Origin of the sequence: Planotetraspora thailandica (genome assembly GCF_016863335.1) — a bacterium.
In the GTDB taxonomy this organism is placed as follows: domain Bacteria; phylum Actinomycetota; class Actinomycetes; order Streptosporangiales; family Streptosporangiaceae; genus Planotetraspora; species Planotetraspora thailandica.
The window spans coordinates 46498-68204 of record NZ_BOOR01000043.1; the positions used below are offsets into that span (position 1 = coordinate 46498).

General features: G+C 71.2%; 22 protein-coding genes. 13 read left to right on the top strand and 9 right to left on the bottom strand.

All coding sequences use genetic code 11. The annotated features are described in order from the left end of the window. Complete coding sequence (locus Pth03_RS26485; protein WP_203947107.1) at positions 1-774, bottom strand: PaaX family transcriptional regulator; 774 nt, start codon at positions 772-774, stop codon at positions 1-3. Positions 775-954: 180 nt separating this feature from the next. On the opposite strand from Pth03_RS26485, the gene Pth03_RS26490 reads away from it, so the two are divergent. Both Pth03_RS26490 and Pth03_RS26495 read left to right on the top strand, forming a co-directional pair. Beyond that, positions 955-1122 (top strand): DUF3117 domain-containing protein, encoded by a 168-nt coding sequence (locus Pth03_RS26490; RefSeq protein WP_203883600.1) that lies wholly within the window; start codon positions 955-957, stop codon positions 1120-1122. Between the two features lie 197 nt (positions 1123-1319). Then, positions 1320-2612, top strand: coding sequence for a leucyl aminopeptidase family protein (locus Pth03_RS26495; RefSeq protein ID WP_308442383.1), 1293 nt, complete (start codon positions 1320-1322; stop codon positions 2610-2612). Here Pth03_RS26495 and Pth03_RS26500 read toward each other — a convergent pair whose 3' ends face one another. Beyond that, on the bottom strand, positions 2613-3248 hold the full coding sequence (locus Pth03_RS26500) for an O-methyltransferase (RefSeq protein ID WP_239119377.1): 636 nt from the start codon (positions 3246-3248) through the stop codon (positions 2613-2615). It abuts the gene before it with no gap. 185 nt (positions 3249-3433) lie between these two features. On the opposite strand from Pth03_RS26500, the gene sigE reads away from it, so the two are divergent. The 4 genes from sigE (at position 3434) to Pth03_RS26520 (ending at position 6324) form a co-directional block, all read left to right on the top strand. Beyond that, positions 3434-4042 (top strand): RNA polymerase sigma factor SigE, encoded by a 609-nt coding sequence (sigE, locus tag Pth03_RS26505; protein ID WP_203947181.1) that lies wholly within the window; start codon positions 3434-3436, stop codon positions 4040-4042. Continuing rightward, positions 4039-4599, top strand: a complete 561-nt coding sequence (locus tag Pth03_RS26510) for an anti-sigma factor family protein (RefSeq protein ID WP_203947110.1) — start codon at positions 4039-4041, stop codon at positions 4597-4599. Before sigE ends, Pth03_RS26510 begins: the two co-directional genes overlap by 4 nt. 116 nt (positions 4600-4715) lie before the next feature. Further along, positions 4716-5882: a S1C family serine protease gene (locus Pth03_RS26515; protein WP_203947111.1), complete on the top strand. Its 1167-nt coding sequence runs from the start codon at positions 4716-4718 to the stop codon at positions 5880-5882. A 91-nt stretch (positions 5883-5973) separates the two neighbouring features. Continuing rightward, a complete protein-coding gene (locus Pth03_RS26520) occupies positions 5974-6324 on the top strand; it encodes a sec-independent translocase (RefSeq protein WP_203947112.1) in 351 nt (116 codons plus the stop codon). A 25-nt stretch (positions 6325-6349) separates the two neighbouring features. Here Pth03_RS26520 and Pth03_RS26525 read toward each other — a convergent pair whose 3' ends face one another. The 4 genes from Pth03_RS26525 to Pth03_RS26540 form a co-directional block, all read right to left on the bottom strand. Next, positions 6350-7489, bottom strand: coding sequence for an Mrp/NBP35 family ATP-binding protein (locus tag Pth03_RS26525; RefSeq protein ID WP_203947113.1), 1140 nt, complete (start codon positions 7487-7489; stop codon positions 6350-6352). Positions 7490-7560: 71 nt separating this feature from the next. Next, the gene (locus tag Pth03_RS26530) at positions 7561-8019 is read right to left on the bottom strand and encodes a DUF1003 domain-containing protein (protein WP_203947114.1); all 459 of its coding nucleotides are present in this window, start codon (positions 8017-8019) and stop codon (positions 7561-7563) included. 4 nt (positions 8020-8023) lie between these two features. Continuing rightward, the gene (locus Pth03_RS26535; RefSeq protein WP_239119378.1) at positions 8024-9232 is read right to left on the bottom strand and encodes a magnesium transporter MgtE N-terminal domain-containing protein; all 1209 of its coding nucleotides are present in this window, start codon (positions 9230-9232) and stop codon (positions 8024-8026) included. Positions 9233-9303: 71 nt separating this feature from the next. Beyond that, complete coding sequence (locus Pth03_RS26540) at positions 9304-10773, bottom strand: serine/threonine-protein kinase (RefSeq protein WP_203947115.1); 1470 nt, start codon at positions 10771-10773, stop codon at positions 9304-9306. Between the two features lie 188 nt (positions 10774-10961). On the opposite strand from Pth03_RS26540, the gene Pth03_RS26545 reads away from it, so the two are divergent. Then, entirely contained in the window at positions 10962-11903 is a 942-nt protein-coding gene (locus Pth03_RS26545) for an EamA family transporter (protein ID WP_203947183.1), read from the top strand. A gap of 5 nt (positions 11904-11908) precedes the next feature. Here the strand turns inward: Pth03_RS26545 and Pth03_RS26550 are convergent, their stop codons facing one another. Beyond that, the gene (locus Pth03_RS26550; RefSeq protein WP_239119380.1) at positions 11909-12259 is read right to left on the bottom strand and encodes a hypothetical protein; all 351 of its coding nucleotides are present in this window, start codon (positions 12257-12259) and stop codon (positions 11909-11911) included. A gap of 9 nt (positions 12260-12268) precedes the next feature. Further along, positions 12269-12835, bottom strand: a complete 567-nt coding sequence (locus tag Pth03_RS26555; protein ID WP_203947116.1) for a biotin transporter BioY — start codon at positions 12833-12835, stop codon at positions 12269-12271. A 232-nt stretch (positions 12836-13067) separates the two neighbouring features. On the opposite strand from Pth03_RS26555, the gene Pth03_RS26560 reads away from it, so the two are divergent. From Pth03_RS26560 to Pth03_RS26570, 3 genes are all read left to right on the top strand, one after another. Beyond that, on the top strand, positions 13068-14009 hold the full coding sequence (locus Pth03_RS26560) for an HpcH/HpaI aldolase/citrate lyase family protein (protein ID WP_203947117.1): 942 nt from the start codon (positions 13068-13070) through the stop codon (positions 14007-14009). 78 nt (positions 14010-14087) lie between these two features. Beyond that, a complete protein-coding gene (locus tag Pth03_RS26565) occupies positions 14088-15080 on the top strand; it encodes a CPBP family intramembrane glutamic endopeptidase (RefSeq protein WP_203947118.1) in 993 nt (330 codons plus the stop codon). A gap of 147 nt (positions 15081-15227) precedes the next feature. Then, positions 15228-18818, top strand: a complete 3591-nt coding sequence (locus Pth03_RS26570) for a beta propeller repeat protein (protein WP_203947119.1) — start codon at positions 15228-15230, stop codon at positions 18816-18818. Here the strand turns inward: Pth03_RS26570 and Pth03_RS26575 are convergent. Further along, entirely contained in the window at positions 18799-19203 is a 405-nt protein-coding gene (locus tag Pth03_RS26575; protein WP_239119381.1) for an NUDIX hydrolase, read from the bottom strand. The two genes, Pth03_RS26570 and Pth03_RS26575, sit on opposite strands and share 20 nt — an antisense overlap. A 73-nt stretch (positions 19204-19276) precedes the next feature. Here Pth03_RS26575 and Pth03_RS26580 point away from each other — a divergent pair, with 73 nt between their 5' ends. From Pth03_RS26580 to Pth03_RS26590, 3 genes are read left to right on the top strand one after another with little or no spacing between them, the layout of a single operon-like run. Beyond that, on the top strand, positions 19277-19918 hold the full coding sequence (locus Pth03_RS26580; protein ID WP_203947120.1) for a DUF6758 family protein: 642 nt from the start codon (positions 19277-19279) through the stop codon (positions 19916-19918). 42 nt (positions 19919-19960) lie between these two features. After that, positions 19961-20671 carry an MBL fold metallo-hydrolase gene (locus tag Pth03_RS26585; RefSeq protein WP_203947121.1) on the top strand — a complete coding sequence of 237 codons (711 nt, stop codon included), beginning with the start codon at positions 19961-19963 and terminating at the stop codon, positions 20669-20671. A 5-nt stretch (positions 20672-20676) separates the two neighbouring features. Continuing rightward, positions 20677-21642, top strand: a complete 966-nt coding sequence (locus Pth03_RS26590; protein ID WP_203947122.1) for a RecB family exonuclease — start codon at positions 20677-20679, stop codon at positions 21640-21642. The last annotated feature ends 65 nt before the right edge of the window (positions 21643-21707 follow it).

Below are 21707 nucleotides of genomic sequence, written 5' to 3' on the forward strand. Positions count from 1 at the left end.
TCACGGTCTCCCATCCAGGTTGCGGTCGACGAAGGCCGCCGCCCTGGGGAGCAGACGGGCGGCCTCCTGATCGAAGTACACGCGTGCCTTCTCTCCCGGCCATCCCGGCGGCAGCAGGGCCGCGGGCAGGCACGGGTCGCGGAACAGGAAGTTGCGCCAGCCGTGCACCAGCTTGCTGCGCACCGCGAAGACCAGGTGGTCGGGTGCGTCGCCGGGCAGGGTCCCCACGAGGTCGACCGCGCCGGCCAGCCAATCCTCGTACGCGGCGGCGAGGCCGTCCAGGTCCCACGCCTGGGCGACGAGGTCACGCGGGTCGCCTTCCAAGGTGGCGTCGAACCGGTGGGCGGGCAGGTCCAGCGTGTCCAGCTCCGGTGACGACCAGGGCCCGATCCATGTGGTTTCGGTCAACGGAGCGTAACCGAGGAACGTGAGATCGGCCCGCAGGCGCTCCCGCCTGGCCCTGTCCCTGACCGGTTCGAGCACCAGCATGTGCCAGCGCCCCCGCCAGACGGCCGTTCCCATGCGGTAGACCCGGGCGGCGGTCTCGTCGAGACGGCGCTCGCACTTGGGGGTGGCCGAATACCCCGGCCCCTGGGAGAGCCGCACCGGGGCGAGCCAGCCCTGGCGGACCATGCGGGATATCGCGGTCCGTACGGCGGGTGCGGCGATGTCGAGGGGGGCCATCAGCCGTACGAGGGCGGCCACCGATGCACTTCCGCCCCGGGTGCGGAGGTGGTCCCCGTAAAGGTCGAACAGTGCGGCGCGGGCGTTCATCCCTCTCAGTGTGGGCCCGGGGATCGCTCTCCCACAATGTGCCCGAGCCCTTATTGATCGACTGAACGGAGCCGGGCCGTTACCTTTTTGAGCTCGGAGACGGGATAATAGAACATCACAGAAACGTGAATGCGCCGGTCACCCTTTGGGGCGGCCGACAACGCGGGAAGGGATACACGCATGGCGGCGATGAAGCCACGGACCGGCGACGGTCCGCTGGAGGTCACCAAGGAAGGACGGGGCATCGTCATGCGGGTCCCCCTCGAGGGTGGCGGTCGACTCGTCGTCGAGCTCTCGGCGGACGAAGCCGGCGCCCTTGGCGATGCGCTCAAGACAGTGGTCGGCTGAGTCACCCGACCTGAAGACTTTTTCGGCCCTGGTGGCGGGATGCCCGCACCGGGGCCGCCCTATTGGAGGTGTTTGTGCCGATTGAGACCACGCTGGCCGTTATAGGGCAGCTTGCCGGTGATGCTGAGCTTCTCGCTGTGCCCTTCGGGCCGGATCTAGCGCCCTCCGTCGAGCTACCCGTGCCGGCGGGCGCCCTGTTGGCCCATTACGAAGCCAAGGGTGAACCCGGCGAGGTCATCGAGGTTCCCGTGGCACGGGGTGACGGCGTGGGCCGCGTGCTGCTCTACGGCACCGGCGACTGTACGGCTCCCGCCCTGCGCAAGGCCGGCGCGGCCGTGGCGCGCAAGGCCAAGGGGGGCACGTCCTTGTCTGTCGTGGTCCCGCCCCAGGCGGACGCCGCGCCCCTCGTTCAGGGCGCGCTCCTCGCCTCCTACACCTTCACCATCGGCAAGAACCGATCCAAGGCCGTCAAGGAGATCGTGTTCATCGGGGCCGACGACGAGGCCGTGCGCAGGGGAGAGGTCCTGGCCCGCGCCACCGCGCTGGCCCGCGACCTGGTCAACACCCCTTCCGACATCAAGAGCCCCGAATGGCTGGCCGACCAGGCGAAGATCGTCGCCGTCGAGCACGGGCTGGCCGTACGGGTCTGGGAGGGGCCGGAGCTCGACGAGTTCGGCGGAGTGCGCGCCGTGGGCCAGGGCTCGGCTCATCCGCCCCGGTTCGTCCAGCTCGAGTACACCCCCGCGGGCGATCTCGACGGGGTGCGGCACGTCGTGCTGGCCGGCAAGGGCATCACGTTCGACACGGGCGGTCTGTCCCTCAAGCCCAGCGAGGGCATGAAGACGATGAAGACCGACATGGCGGGCGCCGCCGTGGTGATCGCCGTGATGAGCGCCCTCGCCGCCTGCCAGGCGCGCGTGCGGGTCACCGGTCTGATCGCCTGCGCGGAGAACGCCATCTCGGGCTCGGCGCAGCGGCCCAGCGACGTCATCACCCAGTACGGCGGGCGCACGGTCGAGGTGCTCAACACCGACGCGGAGGGCCGTCTCGTGCTGGCCGACGCGCTGGCCTACGCCGACGCCCGGCTCGACCCGGACGTGATGATCGACATCGCCACGCTGACCGGTGCGGCCAAGGTCGCCCTGGGCGTCTCGTACGCCGCGCTTTACTCCACCGACGAGTCGCTCGCCGGGGAGCTGCTCGCCGCGGGGGAGAGCAGCGGGGACCGGTTCTGGCGGATGCCGCTGATCGACGACTATCGCCCCGACCTGGACTCCGACATCGCCGACCTGTCCAACGTAGACCGCAAGCTCTCCGGTTCGGCGGGATCGGTCATGGCCGCGCTCTTCCTGCGGGAGTTCGCCGGCGGGCGGCCCTGGGCGCACCTCGACATCGCCGGGCCCGCGCGGTCGGCCACCGAGGACGGCGAGCTCACCAAGGGCGGCACCGGCTTCGGCGTCCGGATGCTCCTGCGCTACCTGGCAGGGTGATCAGGCGTTCGGAAGCTTGACCGCGACCAGGAGGCCGTCGCCCAAGGGCAGCATGAGCGGGCGGAGCCGTTCGTCCTCTCGGACCATCCTGCCGAGCTCGCGGATGGTGACGGTCTCCGGGTCGCGCCTGGTGGGGTCGGCGACCTGGTCGCGCCAGAGCGCGTCGGCGAAGGCGACGACCCCGCCGGGCCGCAGCAGCCTGATCGACTCGGTGAGGTATTCGAGGTACTCCTGCTTGGCGGCGTCGAAGAAGACCAGGTCGTAGCCGCCGTCCGCGAGACGGGGCAGCACGTCGAGGGCCCTGCCTCCGATGAGGCGGGTCCTGCTGCCCGCATAGCCTGCCTCCGCGAACGTCTGCCTGGCCATACGCTGAAGCTCCGGATCGACGTCCACGCTGGTCAGCGTGCCGTCCTGGCGCATTCCACGCAGCAGCCACAGCCCTGAGACTCCGCAGCCGGTGCCGATCTCCACCACTGAGCGGGCGTTCGCCACCGTCGCGAGGAAGCAGAGCGCCGCTCCGCAGCCCGGCAGGAGCGGGGTGGCTCCCACCTCGACGCCGCGTCGGCGTGCCTCTCGCAGGATGTCGTCCTCGGGGACGAAGTCCTCGGCGTATTCCAGGCTGGCCGGAGTCGCCATCGGCCTCTCCCTCCCCTGGTTCATGTAGGTCGCAGCCTAGGGGAGTCGGCCCCGAACGGGAACTCACGCCACAACGGTGACGTTGCACGCTTTGAACGGTCTTTGTCTTAGGCCGCTCTGCTCTCGGTGCGCAGGAAGGGGCGAAACCAGGCACTATGGCTGTAGCAACGATCCTGCAGAGAGGAATGCCGGTGGACGAGCACGACCACCAGGCGGAGACTCCGGTGTCCGGCTGGACACCTCCCACCTGGGAGGAGGTCGTGCGAACGCATTCCGCGCGGGTGTACCGGCTGGCATACCGGCTGACGGGCAACGTGCATGACGCGGAAGACCTCACTCAGGAGGTCTTCGTCCGCGTGTTCCGTTCCCTGTCCAGCTACACGCCCGGGACGTTCGAGGGCTGGTTGCACCGGATCACCACGAACCTCTTCCTCGACATGGCGCGGCGCAGGCAGCGCATCCGCTTCGAGGGCCTGGCCGACGACGCCGCGGAGCGGCTGCACGGCAGGGAGCCCTCGCCCGCGCAGGCCTACGACGACGCCCATCTGGAGCCCGACATCCAGGCGGCGCTCGACGCGCTCGCGCCCGAGTTCCGCGCCGCGGTCGTGTTGTGCGACATCGAGGGATTGTCCTACGAAGAGATCGCCGCGACGCTCGGCGTGAAGCTCGGGACGGTGCGCAGCCGCATTCACCGGGCCAGGGCCCAGCTCCGCGAGGCGCTGGAGCATCGTGCGCCCTCGGCGGACAGAAGCGGCGATCAGTTCCCCCCGTCATTCAGCAGGGAGGGACAGTGAGTCATCTCAACGAGCGCGTGTCCGCGCTCATCGACGGTGAGCTTCGCCACAGCGAGCGCGAGCGGGCCCTGGCGCATCTCACCTTCTGCGCCGACTGCCGCGCGGAGGTCGACGCGATGCGTGCGCTGAAGAGCCGCCTTCGCTCGATGGAGCCTCCGGCGATGCCGGCCGACCTGACGATGTCGCTGATGCGGATGTCGGAGCCCGGCGGGCCCTTGCCGCCCAGGATCCGGCCCTTTCCCGACCACCCGGCGTTCGCCGCCGGAGGCCTTCCCGGCATGCACGGGATCGCCCCGGTCGACAACCGGCCGGGCGGCCCCTCCGGGTTCTCCGGGCCGGGGCGGCGCGGCGGCAGGGCCAGGCGAGCCGGGTACGTCGCGGTAGGCGTCGCCTCGGCGGCGGTGGCCTTCGGGACGATCTTCATGGTGGCAGGTCCAGGCGCCCGCCAGGTCCCGCCTCCGGATGTGCTGTTCGTGCACCCGGCACCGGACCGGGCGCCGGCCCTGCGGCCGTCGCCGTCGCCGTCGCCCAGCACCAGCCCCCGACTCGCACGTTGAACCCCGGCGGCTCGGAGAGGCCTGAGTTCCTTCCCTCGGGGGCCGAAGGCCAGTGGAGGCCACCGGGGGACGGAACGGCCGCCTCCGGTCCCCATGGGGCCGCTCCGCCCCCGCACGTGCCTCCTCCGCCCGTTCTCACCGCGCAGGTCCTGCCGGCGTCCCCGCCGCCGTCCCGGGTGGGCCTGTTCACGGCCCTGGCCGTGGTCGTCGCGCTGGTCTCGGGCGGGGCGGCCAGCGTGGTCACGTTTCTGCTGACCCGGCCGGCGGGCGGCATCGAGCCCGGTTACACCCTGGTGTCCCCGGCCGCGGGCGTGACGGCGCGGCCGGCCGACTCGGTGGCCGGTGTGGCGGCCAGGGTGCTGCCCAGCGTCGTCTCCCTGGAGGTCAGGGGCAACAGCGAGGCGGGCACGGGCTCCGGCTTCGTCATCAAGGGCGGCTACGTCGTCACCAACGACCACGTCGTCTCGGTGGCGGCGGTGGGCGGCGAAATCAAGATCCGTTTCAACGACGGCACGTCGGCGACCGCCCGGGTCGTCGGCCGCGACCCCAACTCCGACATCGCCGTGGTCAAGCCGGACGGCCGGGTGCCCGCGCCCGAACTCCCGCTGGGCAACTCCGACGGCGTGGTCGTCGGGGACCCCGTCATCGCGATCGGCTCCCCGCTCGGACTCGTCGGCACCGTCACCACCGGCATCGTGAGCTCCCTGAACAGGCCGGTCGAGGCGGGCGGCTCCACCGGATCCGACTACGCGCTGATCAACGCGATTCAGACGGACGCCGCGATCAATCCGGGAAACTCCGGCGGCCCGCTGGTCAACGCGGTGGGCGAGGTGATCGGGGTGAACTCGGCGATCGCCGCGATCGGCGTAGTGCCGTCGCAGGGCCGTCAGACGGGCAGCATCGGCCTGGGCTTCGCGATCCCCGCCAACCACGTACGGAGGATCGCCCAGGAGCTCATCACCACGGGCGTGGCCAGGACCTCCCGCATCGGAATCTCCATCGACCAGGGCTACCAGGGCACCGGCGTGCGTATCGGGCCAGGGGTCGACGGCTCTCCGTCCGTGGAGCCCGGCGGCCCGGCCGACGAGGCGGGGCTGCGGCCGGGAGACGTCATCCTGGAGGTCGACGGCCAACCCGTCGAGGGCAGCCGTGAGCTGATCGTCACCATCCGGAGCAAGGCGCCGGGCGACAAGGTGACCATCAGGTTTCAGCACGAAGGCCAGATGAAGACGGCAACGGTGACGATCGGTGCGGCACCGGTTCCGGCGGTTCGACCCTCATGACGGCCGCTTGAATCTCGTGCCATGTCGGGGTCCGGTGTCGGAATAGGGAGTATTAGGCTGAACCCAGTCGTAGGTTGTGGAGGGGATCACCGTGTTCGGACTGGGCTGGTGGGAGATCCTGGTACTCGTGGTGATCGGCCTGCTCGTTTTCGGCCCGGAGAAGCTGCCGCAGGCGGCCACTCAGGCGGGCCGTACGCTCAGGCAGCTCCGCCAGATGGCCAACAATGCGAAGGCCGACTTGCAGGCCAACCTGGGGCCGGAGTTCTCCAACTTCGACCCGACGGATCTCAATCCGAAGAACTTCGTGCGCAAGCACCTGCTCGACGATCTCGAGAACGACTGGAACGGCACGGAGCGCGACACTCCGCAGTCGGCCGTCGACACCGCCGAGCCCGAGCTCGGTTTCGGGGAGATCCCGCCCTACGACAACGAAGCGACGTGATCTCCCCGGCCTGATCTTCCGGGCTTCAGCTCCTCGTGGGGGAGATGTCGAGCTTGAGGCCCTTGAGGCTGGTCGCCTTCTTGCTGAGACCGGCGGCGATCCGGCGCAGCTCCGCGGCGGCGGGGGCGTCGGGGTCGGTCAGGACGAGCGGCTTGCCCTCGTCGCCGCCCTCGCGCAGGCGCAGGTCGATCGGCACCTGACCGAGCAGCGGCACCCGGGCGCCGAGCGTGCGGGTCAGCGCGTCGGCCACCGCCTGGCCGCCGCCCTCTCCGAAGACCGCGATGCGCTCGTCGCAATGGGGGCAGGGCAGCCACGCCATGTTCTCGATCACGCCTGCGACCTGCTGGTGCGTCTGCGCCGCGATGGCCCCGGCCCGCTCGGCGACCTCGGCCGCGGCCTGCTGCGGGGTGGTCACGACGAGGATCTCCGCCGACGGCATGCGCTGGGCCACCGAGATGGCGATGTCGCCCGTGCCGGGCGGCAGGTCCATCAGGAGCACGTCGAGGTCGCCCCAGAAGACGTCCGCGAGGAACTGGTGCAGCGCGCGGTCGAGCATCGGGCCGCGCCACACGACCGGGGTGTTGCCCTCGGGCTTGAACATGCCGACCGAGATGACCTTGATGTCATGCGCCACCGGCGGCATGATCATGTCTTCGACCTTGGTGGGCCGGTCGCTGACCCCGAGCATGCGGGGCACGGAGTGTCCGTAGATGTCGGCGTCGACGATGCCGACCTTCATGCCCGACGCGGCCATCGCCGCGGCGAGGTTGACGGTGACGGACGACTTGCCCACGCCGCCCTTGCCGCTGGCCACCGCGAACACCCGGGTCAGGGAACCGGGCTTGGCGAAGGGGATCTCCTTCTCCGGCCCGCGGTCGCCGCGCAGCTTGGTCTGCAGGTTCTTGCGCTGCTCGGTGCTCATGACGTCCATGTCGACGTGGACGCGCGTGACTCCGTCGAGCTTGGAGACGGCGTTGGTGACGTCACGGGTGATGGTGTCCCGCATGGGGCAGCCCGAGACCGTCAGGTACACGCCGACCCGCACCACCCCGTCCGGGGAGATGTCGACGCTCTTGACCATGTCAAGGTCGGTGATCGGCCGGCGGATCTCTGGGTCGTTGACCGTCGCCAGCGCGGCCGTTACCAATTCAGGGGATGGTGCCATGAATCCATGCTATGGACTCTGCCGCGGTTCGACCAACGCGGGTGAGTCGGCGCGTCCCGGAGCCGGGGCCGTCACTGCTGCTGGGCCAGCTCCTCCTGGAGCCGCTGGAGCTCTGACCTGATGTATTCCCGGGTGGCGATCTCGCCGAGCGCGATGCGCAGCCCCGCGATCTCCCTGGTCAGATATTCGATCTCCGCCTGGTTGCGATCGGCCGTGAGCCTGTCCTGCTCGTACTGGATCCGGTCCCGGTCGGCCTGCCGGTTCTGCGCCAGCAGGATCAGCGGGGCGGCGTACGACGCCTGGAGGGAGAGCATGAGCGTCAGGAAGATGAAGGGGTAGGGGTCGAACTTGAACGGCGTGAGGAAGTTCCACAGCAGCCAGACCGACACGAACACGGTCATGTAGACGATGAACCGCGCAGTGCCGAGGAACCTGGCGATGCGCTCGGAGAGCCGCCCGAAGGCCTCGGGGTCGTAATAGGGCCGCAGCCGGGTGGTCAGCTCCCGCGGCTGGTCGAGGCGCTCGGTCATGTCGTCAGTCGTGCCTTTCCCGCCAGTCCTCCGGCAGCATGTGGTCGAGCACGTCGTCCACGGTCACCGCCCCGAGCAGCCGGCCGAGCTCGTCGACGACGGGGATCGCGACCAGGTTGTAGGTGGCGAGGTAGGACGCCACCTCCCGGATGCTGTACTCCGGCCGGATCGGATCCAGGGTGATGTCTATCACGGCTCCGAGCAGGGTCGACGGCGGCTCTCTCAGCAGCCGCTGGAAGTGGGCCACGCCCAGGTAGCGCCCGGTCGGCGTCTCGGTCGGCGGCCTGGTCACGTAGACCTCAGCGGCGACGGCGGGGGTCAGCTCGCGCTGCCGGATGTGCGCCAAGGCCTCGGCCACGGTGGCGTTCGGCGGGAGGACCACCGGCTCGCTGGTCATCATGCCGCCGGCGGTGTCCTCGTGGTAGGTAAGCAGGCGCCGTACGGGGCCGGCCTCTTCGGGGACCATCAGCCGCAGCAGCGTCTCCGCCTGGTCGGCGGGCAACTCCTGGAGCAGGTCGGCCGCGTCGTCGGGGCCCATCTCCTCCAGCACGTCGGCGGCCCGCTCCTTGTGGAGCTGGCTCAGCACCACCACCTGGTCGCGCTCGGGCAGCTCCTCGAGCACGTCGGCCAGCCGGTCGTCGTCGAGCGCCGAGGCCACCTCGGCCATCCGCTTGCCCGGCAGCTCGTGGAGCATGTTGGCCAGGTCGGCCGGGCGCATCTCCTCGAAGGCCGCGAGGAGGTTGGCGGCTCCCTGGTCCTTCTGGGTGGCCCCGAAGCCGGTGACCTCGTCCCAGTCGACGATGAGCGTCTCGCCCCTCCGCCGCGTGCCCCGCCGTACGGCGACCTTGGAGATCAGCCACTCGTACGGCTGGGGCTGTTCCATGGCGAGGTCGAGGACGGTGGCCGGCTCGCCCTTGTATTCGACGGCGAGGTCGAGCATCTCGCCGATGGCCAGCGTCTCGGCGTTTCTGCGCTCGAAGCGGCGCACGTTGAGCTTCCCGGTGAAGATGGCCGCCCCGGCCTCGATGCTGGTGATCCGCGTGATCGGGAGGAAGACCCGGCGGCGTGGCTGCACCTCGACCACGAAGCCGTGGACCCGCGGCGGGAGGGGGCCGCGCAGGGCGACCACGACGTCCCGGATCCGGCCGATCTGGTCTCCGGCCGGATCGAAGACGGGGAGCCCTGCCAGGCGCGCCACGAAGATCCGATCCACGCTGTCAGGTTACGCGTAGCGGCATGCCCGAGCGGTGACGGCCCGCGCTCGCCGTGGGGGCTTTCTGCCGGTTACGACCGGCGGAGCCGCAGGCAGATCAACCCCAGTACGGCGAGCAACACGGCCAGCGCGATCGCGGCATACCACCCGTACACGACGGAGATGTGAAAGTTCGCGTTGAATTCACGCAGATCATCGGGTGCCAGCATGCCGTAGAGGGGTTGGTGGGTGTGCAGGTCGTCCTGGCGGATCCGAAATATGACGGCCGAGACGATGGCGGCGGCGCCTGGCACGAGCGCCCAGGCGGCGGACAGGCGGCGGCCGAACTCGTCGGCGATTCCGACGGCCACCGCCGCCAGGGCCATGACCAGGGTGGCGATCCCCCATGGGGTGGCGATCCCGGGCACTCCGACGGTGTCGAGGACCATCGACATGCCGTCGTGCAGCATGCCGACCTCTCCCCACGGCAGTGCCGTCGTCGCGCCGAGGAGGCCGGCTGCGATCACGACCATGCGGGCGGCCGTGCGGCGGGCGGCGCTCGGCCGCGCGTCGGATGCGGGCTCGCGCCCGAGCGGCGTGGTCGGCGACTCCTCGATGCGTTTCGTGGTTTCGTCCGGCGTCGTGGTCATGCCGGAGACGGGCTCGGTGGAGGAGACGGGCAGGGTGGCGGTGATGGGGAGGGTGGCGGCGCGGGCTCCTTCGGTGAGCAGCGTGTCGCCGGTCGCGTCCGTGCCGCCGAGCAGGCGGAGCAGGATCTGCCGTGCCGTGGGGCGCCGGGCGGGATCCTTGGCCAGGCAGGAGGCCACGATGTCCCGCAACTGCCCGCTCAACCCGCCGAGATCGGGCTCACCGGTGAGGATGCGATGCATCACCGCGGGGATCGAGTCCTGCCCGAACGGGGTGACCCCGTTGGCGGCACACGCGATCGTGCACCCCCAGGCGAACACGTCGGCCGGCGGACCCACCGTCTGCCCGCCGATCTGCTCCGGCGCCATGAACGCCGGCGTCCCCACCACCGCGCTCGACAACGTCCCGGTCGCGTCCAACGCCCGCGCGATACCGAAATCGATCACCCGCGGCCCGTCCACCCCCATGATCACGTTGCTGGGCTTGAAATCCCGGTGCACGATGCCCGCCTCGTGGATCGCGGCCAGCGCGGTCACCGTCGCGATCGCCAGTCGCTCCAACGCCGGCCCGCTCGAGGTCCCGCCCTCGGAGATCACCTGCGCCAGCGACGGCCCGTCCACGAACTCGCTGACGATGTACGGCCGATCCCCCTCGGCATCGGCGTCCAGCACCCGCGCGGTGCAAAACGCCGCGACCCGCCCGGCATGGGCCAACTCGGCCGCGAAACGCGAACGGGCCTTGGCGTCCCCGCTGAACCGGGCATGCAGCAACTTGACCGCGACCGGCCGGTCTTGCTCGTCCACCCCCCGGTAGACCGCACCCTGACCGCCTTCACCGATCAACCCGACAAGCCGGTACGGACCAACCAGTTGAGGATCATCCGTACGAAGCGGCTGCAACGCCCTCGCCTCCACGATTGCGACGCCCTCACCTTCGCGGCTGCGAAAGCGCGGGCGACCTTACCGGAGAGATCGGATTTGCGAGGCGAAACGATCAGAGTGTGCCTTCGGCCGGCAGATCCGGCGAACTAACGGGTCGCCCGAACAGATCCCGATATGACAGCATCAAGAGCACCTAACACTGATTACATCGGCAGGTGAGCATGCGGGCGGTCAGCCTTGCGATCGCGATCACATCGGCGGTCTGCTTCGGGTTCTCCGGGCCGATGGCGAAGTTCTTGGGCGCGGCAGGGTTGTCGCCGCTGGAAGCCGTCTGGATCCGCATGGCGGGAGCGGGTGTGCTCCTGATCCTGGCCCTGGCGATCGTGCGGCCGCGCGCGCTGCGCGTGCCGCGTGCGCGGCTGCCGTTCTTCGCGGCGTACGCGGTGATCGCCGTGGCGGCCGTCCAGTCGCTGTTCTTCGTGGCCATCACTCGGCTGCCTGTCGGTGTCGCGCTGCTCATCGAGTACGCCTCCCCGGTGCTCGTCGTGGTGTGGGTGCGGTTCGTCCGGCGGGTGCGTGTGCCGCGATCGGCCTACTACGGGGCGGTGGTCGCCTTCGTCGGACTGGCGGTGGTGGTGCAGGTCTGGGAGGGCATCCGCCTGGACGCGCTCGGGTTGCTGCTGGCCCTGGTGGCGTCCGCGTGCTGCGCCGGATATTTCCTGATGAGTGATTCGTTCGGTGACGACGTGGACGTGCTGGGCCTCATCGCCTGGGGCATGGCGGGCTCGGCGGTCGTGCTCCTGCCGGTCTCACGCCCGTGGAACATCCCGTGGCACGCCTTCACCACGACGGCGGACATCGGCGGACACTCGCTGCCCGTCCTCGGCGCGGCCGCGTGGCTCGTGCTGGTCGCGACGGTGATCGCCTACATCACCGGGGTGACGGCGGTGCGCCGCCTGTCGGCCGCGGTCGGCGCGACCGTCGCGTCGCTGGAGGTGCTCGCCGGCGCGCTCATCGCCTGGGTGCTGCTCGGGGAGCACCTGGGAGTCGCTCAGATCGCCGGAGGGGTCATCCTGCTCGCCGGTGCCCTGCTCGCCCAGACGGCCACCGTACGGCTCTCGCAGGACGCCACGACGGCGGTCGTGGAGACCGTTCGCGTCTGAAGCCCCTAACGGGGCGTGAGCCGTACGACGGTGGACCGGGCGGCCCAGCGGCCGATTAAGCCTGCGGCGTCGGGGGCGTTGAGCCGCTCCTTGGCGAGGGCGGCCACGGCGTCCGGCTCCGCCGCCTGGTCGACGATCGCGACGGAGGCGGGGAAGCGGACGAGCTCGGCGCCGTTGTCCTTGCTCCGGAGGGTGATCTCGACCTCGGCGGACTCCACGAGGCCGGGCAGCTCCTGCTCGCCGCCGCCGGTCACGACGTAGATCGCGCCGTCGTGCCACGCGTGCCATGCCAGCCGCCGGCCGATCCACAGGACGCCGGACTTCTTGGCTCCTTCTTCGACCAGCGGCAGGCTCATGAGCGCAGCCTAACCCCGGCCGGTCAGTTTCCAGGCGGCCGGCAGGAGACCCGCGGCGACCAGAACCTTGAGGCCGTCGCCGATGAGGAAGGGCACGACGCCCGCGGTGATGGCCGACGGCAGGTTCATGCCGGTGGCGACCATGAGCCACGGCACGCCGATCGCGTAGATGAGCACGGTGCCGACGGCCATGGTGCCGGCCGTGCGCCAGACGGTGCGGTCGCCGCCCTTGCCGGCGAGCGCCCCCACGACGCTCGCGGCGAGGAAGAAGCCGACGACGTAGCCCAGCGTGGCGTCGCCCGCGGCGGCGAACAGCGGCACGCCGGCGAGGCCGGCCAGCAGGTACAGCGCCATGCTGATCGCCGCGCGGTGCAGGCCGAGCGCGGCGCCCGACAGGAGCACGGCGAAGGTCTGGAGGGTCACGGGGACCGGCGTCCCCGGCACGGGGAAGCTGACCTTGGCGGAGAGCCCGGTCAGCAGCGCGGCGCCGGCGATCAGCGCGATGTCCCTGGCGAGCCTGCCCGGGATGAGGTCGGAGAGTACGGCGGGGCGGGTCCCCACTGCGGCATTTGCCATGACTGGCTCCCTTTGACTCGATTGGTACCCATTCTTTGGGGAGTACGGGCGGAAGCCGTACGGGGGCGACGCCAATATCGCGTCACGGCTTTTGTGCCGGTCTCACAGTTTTCGATCAGCCCCACTCGAGAAAGACGGTCACATCGCGCACAGGGCTTGTAGCAGGTCTACGAAGAGGGGAGGGCAAGGGGTGGAGGCGCTCCACAAGGTCGTCTCTCGCTACGGTGTGCTCATGCGCGCCCGACGTTCGACTCTCGCCGTTCCCGGAAGCAACCCCAGGTTCCTGGAGAAGGCCCAGGGCCTGGCCGCCGACGAGGTCTTCCTCGACCTGGAGGACTCGGTGGCCCCCGATGCCAAGGCGGACGCCCGCCGCAACGTCGTCGCCGCGCTCCGCGACGGCGATTGGGCCGGCAAGACCGTCGTGGTCAGGGTGAACGACGTCTCCACCCAGTGGGCGTACCGCGACGTGATCGAGGTCGTGGAGGGGGCCGGCGGCCGGCTCGACTGCGTGATGTTGCCCAAGGTCGAAAGCACCTCCCACGTGATCTGGCTCGACACGCTGCTCGGCCAGATCGAGAAGGCCACCGGACTGCCGGTGGGAGATATCGGCATCGAGGCCCAGATCGAGAGCGCGCGCGGGCTGGTCGAGGTCGACGCCATCGCCGGCGCCTCGCCGCGGCTGGAGACCCTGGTGTTCGGGCCCGCCGACTTCATGGCCTCGATCGGCATGCGCACGCTCGTCGTGGGGGAGCAGCCGCCCGGATACGGCGAGGGCGACGCCTACCACTACATCCTGATGCGGATCCTGATGGCGGCCCGGGCCAATGACCTGCAGGCCGTCGACGGGCCCTACCTCCAGATCCGCGACCTGGACGGCTTCCGCCGGGTAGCCCGCAAAGCCGCGGCCCTCGGATTCGACGGCAAGTGGGTGCTCCACCCTTCCCAGATCGAGGCCGCCAACGAGGTGTTCTCGCCGGCGCAGGACGACTACGACCACGCCGAGTTGATCCTCGATGCGTACGCGTACTACACGACCGTCGAGAAGCGGGGGGCGGTGATGCTCGGCGACGAGATGATCGACGAGGCGTCCCGCAAGATGGCCCTGGTGGTCTCGGCCAAGGGCCGGGCGGCCGGGATGTCCCGCACCACGACCTTCACGCCGCCCGGCTCCTGACGCCCGCCCCGCGTGGGCTTCAGGCCAATGACCAGGGGCATCGTCGCCCCGTGCCGGGGCGGCGCGAAGAATGGACGTATGAGCGAACCGCCGCCCTACCAGTGGCCGCCCGGGCCGTGGCCCCACCAGGGCTACCACCCCGGCGCGCCGTACGTGCCGCCGCCGGCCCGGACATGGGCCGTCCGGCCTCCCCCTGGAGTGCGCTACGACAGGCTGGCCCGTACGGCGGCGCATCGCTGGTGGCGGCCCGTCCTCGGGACGCTGGCGATCGTGGCCGCGTTCCTGTTCATCTCGGTGGCCCTGGCCCTGTTCGCCGGGCTGCTCTCGCTCGTCATGGGCCTTCCGATGGCGATGGACGGCTCGCGCGTCTTCCTCGATCCCGTGGCGGATCTGGGATTTCAGCTAGGGGTGATCGCTCTGGCCATCCCCCTGGTGCTGGGTGCCGCATGGGCGATCCAGCGCCGCCCACCCGGGACGTTGTCGTCGGTCGCCTTCCGGATTCGCTGGAGATGGCTGGGCCTGTGCCTCCTGGTCGCCCTGGTGGCGGTCGGCCTGGCCCAATTCGCCGAGGTGGGCACCCTCATGGTCACCGGCCAGAACCTCGGATTCTCCTGGGTGGGCTGGGACAGGTTCATCACCCCGCTGATCGTCATCCTGGCTCTGGTTCCCTTCCAGGCCGCCGCGGAGGAGTACGCCTTCCGCGGCTGGATCATCCAGGCGTTCGGCGCGTACCTGAAAGGCCCATGGCCGGGCATCCTGCTCGGGGCCGCCGCGTTCGCCTCCCTGCACGGCTACACCGACTGGGGCATCGCGTACGTCTTCGGCTTCGGCGTCCTCATGGGCTGGCTGGCGGTGGTCACGGGGGGCCTGGAGGCCCCCATCGCGCTGCACGTCATGAACAACATCTCAGCCTTCGGACTCACCGCCGCGTCGGGCGACATCGGGAGCGCCCTGAATCAGGGCGCGCTGCCCTGGCAGTCGATCGCGGGCACGGTCGTCCAGTTCGCCACGTATGGCTTCGCGATCGCAATAATCGCCCACAAGAGGGCAATCCAGACTGTCTCGCGATAAATCTGACTAGAGAGGTCTGGTCGCGTCGGCGTTCCCGTGTTGCTCTGGAACAGTGATGGGGTATCAAGGTGATCGCGCCCGCTTCGCCGTAAAAGAGGTGGAACGGTCCGCTATATCCCCATGGGTCAGCGGTAGGAGGTACTGAGCGTGGCCTCGGGCCCCCACGAGCGCCCCGACGAGCGTGATCCCCGGCATGCCGCCGACGAGGGACGGCGGGGAGAGCGCCCCCCGGCCCTCCATCACACCCCTCCCGCGATCTCCCCGTGGGCCATGCCGCCGTTCGGCGCGCCCGTGCCCGAGGACGCCGTGCCTGACGAACCTGACGAACCCGTGGCCGGAGGGCCGGTCGCCGACGACGAGGGATGGGAAAGCGGCCTGGGGATTCCGGTCGGCGAGTCGCCGGCGGGTGGCTCCGTCTGGGCTCCGCAGCCGCCCGCGAGCGCTTCCGATGGGCCGACGGGCGGTTCCGATGCGCCGACGGGCGAGCGGCCGCCGCGAACCGGGAAGCGGCCGTATTCGACCCCGGCCGACCGCGACCCCGCCGCCACTGCCTCTCCCATGGGCTCTGCTCCCTCCGGAGAGCCCGTGCCGCCCGTCGGCCCTGCCACCCCGGCCACCCCCGCCGATCCTGCTGCCCCTGCTGATCTGGTCGGCGCCGCCGGCGAGCCTCCGCCTCCTGCGGCCCCCGCGCGGCCGTCCACCACGCCCACGCCGCCGGCCTCCGAGAGCCCCAGGTCTTCGGAGGATCGCGGGTCTTCGGAGGATCGCGGGTCTTCGGAGGATCGGAGGGCTTCCGAGGACGTCGGGGGCTCTGAGGGCGCGGCTCCGCTGCGGGAGACCGCGCACCCGCGACTGGTCGACATCCCGGACAAGCTCGTGGCCTCGGGGCCGCCGCGCCTGCGCCGGGCCACCATCCCCCGGGAGAACCCCGACGGGCCCGAGGCCCAGCGTCGCCGGCCGTACGAGCCGGGCGGCGCACGCACCGACGGCGGCGCGCACGGCCATCCCGCCGACCCCGCCGACCCCGCCGCCCCCGCGTCGAGCCACGGCGGCGACCCCGCACATGGTCATGCACCGGTGCGTGGTTCCCAGGACGGCCCGGCCTCGGCCTCTGAGGGCCGCGGCGGCCACGACGGGCCTTGGGCCCATATGCCTCCCGGAACCGGCGGAGAGGCGGTGGACCTGTCTCCTCCCAGCGGCATCCGGGTGGGGCCGCAAATCCCGGCGGAGCCGGAGAGCGCCCCAGGAGGCCCGCCCGCGGACCCCGCGCGTCCGCCCGCGGACTCCGCGCCGGATCCGGGCGAGCCCACGCGGGAGCTCGAGCGGATCGGCAGGCCGCCGGGAGGGCGACCGGCCAGACCCGACGTGCTCGTCGCCTCGGGCCCGCCGCGCTCCGGTCGCCATCATCGGCTGACCCCGTCGCGCCGGTTAGGGCCGAGAGGGCTGCTCTTCGCCGCCGTCACCGTGGCCGTGCTCCTGGTCGCCGCCGTACTGGGCGTCGGCCTGGTCAAGTGGGCCAGGACGCCGCAGACGGGGGGCCTGCGCCTCGCCGCGGGAGCCGGCCAGTCGGGAGACTCCGCGTTCGCCGCCCCCGGTCTGCCGGGCAACGGGTCGAGCCAGGTGCTCAACGCGATCACTTCGGTGGGCTCGACGGTGGTGGCGGTGGGCAGCGACGTCACCGGCAGGCTCCCCCGGCCGCTGTTCCTCGTGTCCGCCGACGGCGGCAAGACGTGGGATCTGGGCCGTGTGGCGGGGCCCGCCGGTTATGAGGCGGGGGCCGGGGCGGTCGGCAGGGTCGTCGGCGGCGCTGGGCGCTGGCTGGCCGCGGGCACTGACGTGATGGGCGCGGCCGGAGAGGCGCCCCGAGGGATGTGGGTGTCACAGGACGGCCGGTCGTGGACGGCCGTGGACACGGCGGGGCTCACCGCCTTCGGCGGGCAGGACCGCATTACGGACATCGCCAGGACGTCGGGCGGTTTCGTCGCGGTGGGCTCGTCGGCCACCAGGGACGGCAGCGCCGGTCCGGTCGCATGGGTGTCCCCCGACGGCACGACGTGGACCAAGGTGGGCCCGATCGGCACGTCCGACACGGTGCGCGGGATGCGTGCGGTCGTCGCGCGCGGAAACCAGGTCGTGGCCCTGGCCGACCCGGGCGCGGGCGGTTCGGGCTCGGTGGTCCTGCGGTCGGACGACGGCGGGCGGACGTGGCTGAGTCCGGCCTCGACCGTGGGCGGTGTTCAGCCGGAGCCGGGCACGCTCGCCGCCGTGGCGGACGGGTTCGTGCTCGTCCCCACCCGGCAGAGGTCGGCCGACGGCGAGGTGACCGTCTACTGCTCGCCCGACGGCGGCTCCTGGCACGACTGCGGCACCATCGGCAAGCTGGGCCGCGACGGCACGGGCGTACGGGTGGTGGCGTCGTCGGCGGCGGGGCTCGCGGCCGTCGCCGAGTCGGCCTGGGAGACCTACACCGTCTACACCAGCGACGACGGCCGCGCGTGGACCAAGGCGGCGAACCTCGGCGAGATACCGGGCACGCTGCGCGGGCTGACCATCACCGACGCGGGCCTGCTTGTCGCCGGCGGTGACCAGCGCGGCCCCGGCGACGTGCAGAACCTGCCCGTCCTCATGACGGCGTCCAAGGGGAAGCAGCCGAGGACCGTGCCGCTGGGGGACATCGCAGGCCTCAGCCGCCTGGCCCGCGACACCGCGGACGTCGCCGTCGCGGGCGGGGCGTTCGTCGCGGTCGGCTCGGCCAACGGCGACGCCGCGATCTGGACCAGCGGCAACAACGGTGCCAACTGGAGTGACGTGCGCCTCAAGGGCGTGCTCGGCGGGCTCGGCCGGCAGTCGCTGGACGGGGTCGCGCACGGGCCGAAGGGGTGGCTGGCGGTCGGCAGCACCATGACCGACCCCGCCGTGACCCGGCCCCTGCTGGTGGTGTCGGACGACGGCCGGTCGTGGAAGCCGGGGCCGCGGATCGACGTTCCGGCCGGGCACTACCTGCTCGCCCCGCGCGTGGTCGCCGCGGGGCCGAAGGGCTACGTCGTCGCGGGTGACGACCGCGCCGCCGCGGGCACGCTGCCCGCCCTGTGGTTCAGCCCCGACCTCAGACGTTTCACCCGCGTGCCGCCCGCCGGCATGCCCGCCGGGGGAGCGGGGGTGCGCATCGCCGCGGTCGCCGCCACGCCGGACGGATTCATGGCCGTGGGCGGGTCGGGCACGGCCGACCGCGAGACCGGTGTGGTCTGGGTGTCGCCCGACGGCCTGCGCTGGACGGCCATGACCCGGGTGATGCCGGACGACGCCCGATCGGCCGGGCTGCGGCACGTGGTGGCCGCCGGTCCCGGCGTCGTCGCGATCGGCACCGCCCTGACCGCCGCCGGCCAGCGGCCCTTCTCCGTCGTGTCCACCGACAACGGAGCCTCCTGGGAGTACAGCAGGCTGCCGGTCGACGAGTCGGCGGTGGTTCTTGACTTGGTGGTCACCAACGGAGGGATGGTGGCCGTGGGGTCGCACGGCCCGGCGGGAGAGGGCGACAGCGCCGCGTGGATCTCCGAGAACGGCCTGGACTGGAGACGCCAGGCGCTCACCCAGGACGGCCTGGGCGGCGCGGGCACGCAGTGGCTCGGAGCCGTGGCCGTCTCGGGCGCCCGCGTGCTGGCGATCGGCAGATCCACGGGGTACGGCGACGACCACCTGACCATCTGGCGGAGCTCGCTCACACCTCAGACGCGATGACCCCCCATTCCCTGAGCGCGTCGGCGAGCCCGTCGGTCAGCGGGAGCCGTACGAGATCGGACAGGTCGATCCAGGCCGCGTCCGCGGCGTCGTCTCCCGGTGACAGGCGGCGGTCGGACGCGCTCGTCGCCAAATAGTCGTGGATCTCGTAGACGACGTCTCCCGGGCCCGGCCGTTCCACGGTTCCCGCCCGTTCGCCGACGATCACATGGAGTCCGGTCTCCTCCAGGAGCTCGCGGCGTACCGCCTGCGCGTCGGTCTCGCCGGGCTCGACGCGCCCGCCCGGCAGCGACCAGAGCCCCTCACCCGGTGGGCGGCCCCGGCGTACCAGAAGCAGCCTGCCGCCGTCGACCACGATCGCTCCCACACATCTCACGCGTCGCACAAAACCAAGATTACGACTGGATAACGGGTGGGCCCTTGACGTAAGCGCTCACCACGAAGCACCGTGAGTAGTTGTGAGAACCGCGCCTACCTGTCCGCGGTGTTTCGGGCCGCTGCGGGAGCCGAGCGTCTGGTCGAGCTCCTGGCGTTGCGGCGTGCACGGAGACGTGCTGCCGTTCCAGCCCCCTCACCATCCCTCTCAGGCCGCGCTCGACATGCTGCGCCGGTCGGCCCGGGTGCCCGTGTGGTTGCCGTGGCCGTTGCCGCCGAGCTGGCTGGTGACGGGGTTCGCCGGGGCGGGGGACGAGCGCAGCGGGATAAGGGCCAGCGTCGTCGCCCTCACCGGTCCCTCCATTACCCACGGCCCCGCCGACATGCTAGTGATCGCCGAGGAACCGGGCGTCGGACTCGGCGCCGGTTTCGCCGGATTGCAGGGATCGGATCCCGGTGCCGGATTCGACGCCGGGCCGCCCCACGCGAAGATCGACGCGCGTGGCCATCCGACGGCCCTGTGGTGCGCGGGGCGTGTGCCGGAAGACCGGGCCGTCTACGTCGGGGAGGCCCTCGGCAACTGGTTGTGGACGGTCGCGTGGCCCGCGGAGGCCGGCTGCTTCATCGCCTTGGCCGACCTGTCCCTGCGCGATCTGCGTGATCAGGATCAGGCGCTCGATCTGCCGTTCGGCGCCTTTTCACCCCGCCTGGACGGCGATGTCTAGTCGGGCGGGCACGAGCAGCCGGGGATAGTAAGGTTCTGAGCCGTGACAGCGCGTATCGAACGAGTGGTGACTTCGGGCGTCGTCGAGATCGAGGACGTCGAGCACAAGGTCGAGAACAACACCTGGATCGTGGGCGACGACGACGAAGTGATCGTCATCGACCCCGCGCGTGACGCGGAGAAGATCCTCGAGAAGGTGGGCGAGCGTGAAGTGCTCGCCGTCATCTGCACCCATGGCCTGCCTGATCATGTGGGCGCCGCGATCGAGGTGGCCGCGCGGGACGAGGCCGTGATCGCCGTGCACACCAGGGACAAGCGCCTGTGGCGGCAGACGTGGGAGGAGACCTGGCCCGACATCGACATGGAGGACGAGGGCCTGTTCGCCGTCGGCGGCGTCGAGCTCGAGGTGCTCGCCACTCCCGGCGTGACCCCCGGCGGCGTGTCGCTCTACTGCGAGGACCTCGACGCGGTCTTCACCGGGAAGACCCTCCTGATGGACGGCCCGGGCAAGCTGGGCGGGGAGTATCCCGCGCTCAGCGACCAGCTGACGTCCATCGGCGAGCGGCTTTTCACGCTGCCCCACGAGACCCGCGTGCTTCCCGCCCACGGCGAGGAGGGCACCATCGGCGATCTCGAGCCGCAGTTCGACAACTGGTTGTCGGGCTCGCTGGTCTCGGGTGAGGAGCCCGTCGCCCCGCCGCCTCTCGCCGACGGCACCCGCGCGGCCGGTGTCAGGCTGGACCTCGACGAGTAGGGGCGATGGAGCAGCTGGGCCTCGACGACGTCACGCCGAGGCGGCTCTACACCTGCACGCCCTCACGGCTGAACACCTGGCTCGACTGCCGCCGCCGGTACCGGTTCACCTATCTGGATCGCCCGGCTCCGCAGAAGGGCCCCGCGTGGGCGCATAACAGCGTCGGGGCTTCGGTCCACAACGCCTTGGCTGCGTGGTGGCGGGAGCCGTACGAGCGGCGCACGCCGATGACGGCGGCGATCCTCGTCACCAACGGGTGGATCACCGAAGGTTTCAGGGATGCCGAGCAGTCGTCCGCGTGGCGGGACCGGGCCCGCGAGATGGTGTCCGGATATGTCCGGACCCTTGATCCGTCGGACGAGCCGGTCGGCGTCGAACGCACGGTGGCCACGCGCACGCGCGTGATCGCCGTGTCGGGGCGGGTGGACCGGCTCGACCGCCGCGGGGACGAGCTCGTCGTGGTCGACTACAAGACAGGCCGCCGCCCGCTCGGACCCGACGACGCCAGGTCCTCCATCGCGCTGGCGATCTACGCCATCGCGGCATCGCGCATGATGCACCGTACGTGCCACAAGGTGGAACTCCACCACCTGCCCACCGGCGTCGTGGCCGAATGGGAGCACACCGACGAGTCGCTCGGCCGCCATCTGCGCAGGGCCGAGGAGATCGCCGAAGAGGCGTCCGCCGCCGACGAGGCCTACCGGTCGTGGGCGGGCAAGGGCACCGGCCGCGCCGGAGCGGGGCGTGGTGAGGCAGGGCGCAGTGAGGCGGTCCAGGTTCCGGCCGAGATCGACGCGATGTTCCCGGCAAGCCCGGGACCGATCTGCTCCTGGTGCGACTTCCGGCGGCACTGCCCCGAGGGCCGGGCCGCCTCGTCCGACCGTCTCCCGTGGGACGGCCTCGCCGACGGCTCCTCGTCACCGACAGGCGACGGCTCTCCGGCCGCCACGGGCGAGCCGTCCTCGGTCTGACCGTCCGTACGGCGGGCGCCCCGAAGAGGCGCGCTCGCCTACGGCGGGAGACACGGCCGGCGACG